Below are 3,518 nucleotides of genomic sequence, written 5' to 3'. Positions count from 1 at the left end.
TACTTCCATAATTTTCAACGGTTTGAGTATTCGTTACTAGACCGCCTTTTGATGTGTCTAAGGCAATAGTCTTTGCTTGTAATTCATTAATTGTTTGTGAGGGTGCATTTGTTTGTTCAGTTAAGGGTTGGTTATCAAGCAGTGTATGAGCTCCTAGACCACCCGCGATTAAAGCACCTGTTAATAGCATTGATATCAAGTTCATGCTTGATAACCTCCTTGTGTTGTTTGTATTGTTATCATAACCTCTCGAGTTTAAAGAAAAAGAAGAAGAACCTTAAAATACTCTTAGAAAAGTAAACGAATATCAAGTTTGCGTTTTTTGACTTTGATCTAGTAGGTGAAACTAATAAAAACCCCCATTCAATTAATTGAATGGGGATTTTAGCTTGGCGTTCATAACGTAATGAATGTACGATAATAAACAAAAACATACATTTAGAAAGCCCTCTACTTCAACTAACTAGGTTTTCTCCCCTTTATTTAATAGCATCTCTTAATTTCTTTCTTAATTTGTCAATCCAAGTTTCTTCTGGAAACTCGGCTAGGAATGTGTCTGCAAATTCTGCTATATCATTTCCTACTACATTTCTTACGCTTATTCCATCACTGGCACTATTTTCGAACATCTCTAAAATTTTCTTTAAAAGCTCTAACATGCCTGCTCCCCTAGCAAAGTTCCACATATAATTTTCAATTGCTTTCATAGCCTTTTTGTATTCTTCAGGTAGTTCATTCACTCTTTTTTTATATGCACGATATTCACGTTTTTCTTGAATCATCTTTTTAAACATCTCTTTGCTCCTTTATTTCATTCATTTTTTTTTCTAAAAATGACCAGCGTAGCCAAAAATCATTTAATTCTTGTTTTCCTTTGGCATTTAGTGTATAGAATTTTCTCGCGGGCCCAAGCTCAGATTTTTTCTTCTCAACCTCCACTAGTCCTTTTTTCTCTATTCGAACAAGAATGGTATAGACAGTTCCTTCCACAATATCATCAAAACCTAACTCATTTAGATACCTAGTAATTTCATACCCATAGGTTTCACCTGTTTGAATCTTTTGAAGGACTACTCCTTCAAGAACTCCCTTGAGCATTTCAGTTAAATTCTTCATATATCCTCCTTTCACACTACTCTGCATCACTTAGTAATACTATATAGTATTACGAGGTAGTGAAAATGTGTCAAATATTTTTTGTATTTTTAAGGTTAAAATTAAATGAACTAAATTGATAAATATTTATAAGGACAATTAGAAACCAAAATAAAAAAGCATGTCGAAATAATTATTTAGTGTTGCTTATGAAATTTTTCATGACCTAAATCGTAAAATTCACAAAAAAATAGGACATCCAATTTCGGAAAGTCCTACTCAAATCATTTCTTAGCTTTTCATTCGATTGAACTTTAACATTCATTCCGATAAACAATTGTCCAATTTTTACATTTCACTTTATATTATCTGCTTTAATTCAACAACGTGACCACCAATTTGGTGGTCTTTTCAATGTGCGAAAATATCTAAAATCATACATTAGAAAAAACCATATTCAACTAACGCGGTGCAGTTTGCTTGAAGAAAATGAGTAATTAAAAAGGGTTTAACTTATAAATAAAGAAGTTATTCGTAAGTTAAAAATTGGGAGGGGAATCATGAAAGCAACATTTAACTTCTATATTTTAGTTTTATTATTAGGTGTATCTTTGATGGGGTGTACTTTAAATAATGAAAATGTTGGAGAGAAAGAAGAAGATGAGGAAATAAATCAAATCAATGAGACGAAAGAAACAATAACAAATTTTACTCAATTGGTGGGTTATGTTACAAAAAAAGATGAAAATAAAATTCTTGTAGTAAGTCCTGAACCAGAAGATTATAGTGCTAATGGTGGTGAGCGTGAACATTATGATGCTGTTTGGATTTCTACTTCCAACATTGCAGAAGATATATTAGTAGGTCAGCGAATAGAAGTTTTGTTTGAAGGTTCCGTATTCTTAATTTACCCTGGTCAAGGATCTGCAAAAGATATATCAGTTCAATCAACAGAAACACAAAAAAACTCTAAGATTTCTGAGGTTGAAGCTATTCAAGAAGCAATCAATCAGTTAGAAACAGATGATTTTAAGAACTCTGTTATTATAGTGAAAAGTGTTAATTACGATGATGAGACATCTAGTTGGTATATTGATTTAAATGATGATAATTTTCAAATAGAAGGATAGTTACCAACTGTATATTTTGTTCAACGAACAGGTACGTTAATTCAACAGCAAGGCCACCAAATTGGTGGTCTTTTCAATGTGCGAAAATATACAAAATCATACATTCGAAAAAATCTCTTATTCAACTAACTGGGCAAGATAGTTGAATAAGGATTTTTTTCCAAACAAGATGGAAAGATTATAATAAGCATTGAAATTATATAGGGGTGAGTGATTACTGCATCTCTATATCAGGAGGTTGTTAGGTATGTCGAGAGAATTATGGTTGAACCTGCCAGTGCGAGAACCAGAACGGGCAAAGGCGTTTTATACCCAGCTCGGTTTTCGGTTGAATGAGCAGTATGCGAGTCAGGACGGCTCATTCAGCTTGATCGTCGGCGACAATCAGGTTGTTTTGATGCTCTTCCCGGAATCAGCGTTCCGCGGTTTTGCTGGTAATGCGGTTGCGGATTCGTGGCAGGGCACTGAAGTGTTATTCACTCTGGGGGCGAACTCCAGGGATGAAGTTGATGAGTTCGCCTTGAAAGCCGAACGTGCCGGCGGTACTGTATTCAGCAAGCCGGGCGAAAAAGGTGGCTGGATGTACGGCTGCGGTTTTGCCGATCCGGACGGTCATCGGTGGAACGCGTTATATATGGATATGAGCAAAATGGCGCAAGGCTGAAAACCCGATTCGCCATTTCGTGACGAGTGTTTAAACAGAAAGTCAAATAAAGTTACTTAACTACCGGGTGCGATTGTTTAATAAGAGCAATCGCACCTTATGTAAACTAGATTTGTATATAGTATACATACAATCTTTTGGAATCTTGTTCTACTAAAGAGCCAGATTCTTGAATAAACGGTAAGTGAAGAATGTAAGTATTTGGTACAATTATTACAGGGGTGAAGGGGTATCTATGATAGTATTTGTGATTATTAATATTTATTTAATGCCGATTTTAGCTATTATATTTTGTCTTAATCTTGTAGAAATAATAAAGAAGGTAAAAAAAGATCAACCTACTTCTAGTAACACATTTTGGTTAACAACATCTTTTGTATTAATTGTATGGAGCATTGCTGTTACAGCTTCTTTTGGCGCATAATAGAACTGTTTTAGCTAAAACGGGATCTTCGGTTTTGTTATTATCCCCTTATAGTAGACAGTAAAAAGAAAGGATTGTACTGTCTTCTATGGAGGGGATTTTTTATGGGGAAAATTAGAACAACCTATAGAAAAGAAATTAAGCTAAAAGCGATTAATTTATACCAAAAGAAAGATATGGGTATTAGATCAATTTCCAAAGAGTT

Annotated in this window: 6 protein-coding genes; 3 read left to right on the top strand and 3 right to left on the bottom strand. The window is 34.2% G+C overall.

The genetic code is table 11. The features are described 5' to 3' along the window. From HNP81_RS23480 to HNP81_RS23470, 3 genes are all read right to left on the bottom strand, one after another. The coding region (locus HNP81_RS23480) for a hypothetical protein (RefSeq protein ID WP_182504176.1) at positions 1-205 on the bottom strand (205 nt) is incomplete at its 3' end. A gap of 274 nt (positions 206-479) precedes the next feature. Further along, complete coding sequence (locus tag HNP81_RS23475; RefSeq protein WP_028394064.1) at positions 480-794, bottom strand: DUF1048 domain-containing protein; 315 nt, start codon at positions 792-794, stop codon at positions 480-482. Next, positions 787-1,116: a PadR family transcriptional regulator gene (locus HNP81_RS23470; protein WP_028394065.1), complete on the bottom strand. Its 330-nt coding sequence runs from the start codon at positions 1,114-1,116 to the stop codon at positions 787-789. Before HNP81_RS23470 ends, HNP81_RS23475 begins: the two co-directional genes overlap by 8 nt. A gap of 539 nt (positions 1,117-1,655) precedes the next feature. On the opposite strand from HNP81_RS23470, the gene HNP81_RS23465 reads away from it, so the two are divergent. From HNP81_RS23465 to HNP81_RS23455, 3 genes are all read left to right on the top strand, one after another. Beyond that, positions 1,656-2,225 (top strand): DUF3221 domain-containing protein, encoded by a 570-nt coding sequence (locus tag HNP81_RS23465; protein ID WP_182504175.1) that lies wholly within the window; start codon positions 1,656-1,658, stop codon positions 2,223-2,225. A gap of 247 nt (positions 2,226-2,472) precedes the next feature. After that, entirely contained in the window at positions 2,473-2,889 is a 417-nt protein-coding gene (locus HNP81_RS23460) for a VOC family protein (protein ID WP_062179772.1), read from the top strand. A 235-nt stretch (positions 2,890-3,124) separates the two neighbouring features. Beyond that, positions 3,125-3,313, top strand: coding sequence for a hypothetical protein (locus HNP81_RS23455; protein WP_182504174.1), 189 nt, complete (start codon positions 3,125-3,127; stop codon positions 3,311-3,313). Positions 3,314-3,518: the final 205 nt, after the last annotated feature.

Origin of the sequence: Peribacillus huizhouensis, from assembly GCF_014138605.1 — a bacterium.
GTDB classification, from domain to species: domain Bacteria; phylum Bacillota; class Bacilli; order Bacillales; family DSM-1321; genus Peribacillus; species Peribacillus huizhouensis.
This window is presented reverse-complemented; position numbering and strand designations above follow the sequence as displayed.

Coding starts and splice junctions, on each gene's coding strand:
- HNP81_RS23475 (WP_028394064.1), bottom strand. CDS start 794: ATGTTTAAAAAGATGATTCAAGAAAAACGTGAATATCGTGCATATAAA.
- HNP81_RS23470 (WP_028394065.1), bottom strand. CDS start 1,116: ATGAAGAATTTAACTGAAATGCTCAAGGGAGTTCTTGAAGGAGTAGTC.
- HNP81_RS23465 (WP_182504175.1), top strand. CDS start 1,656: ATGAAAGCAACATTTAACTTCTATATTTTAGTTTTATTATTAGGTGTA.
- HNP81_RS23460 (WP_062179772.1), top strand. CDS start 2,473: ATGTCGAGAGAATTATGGTTGAACCTGCCAGTGCGAGAACCAGAACGG.
- HNP81_RS23455 (WP_182504174.1), top strand. CDS start 3,125: ATGATAGTATTTGTGATTATTAATATTTATTTAATGCCGATTTTAGCT.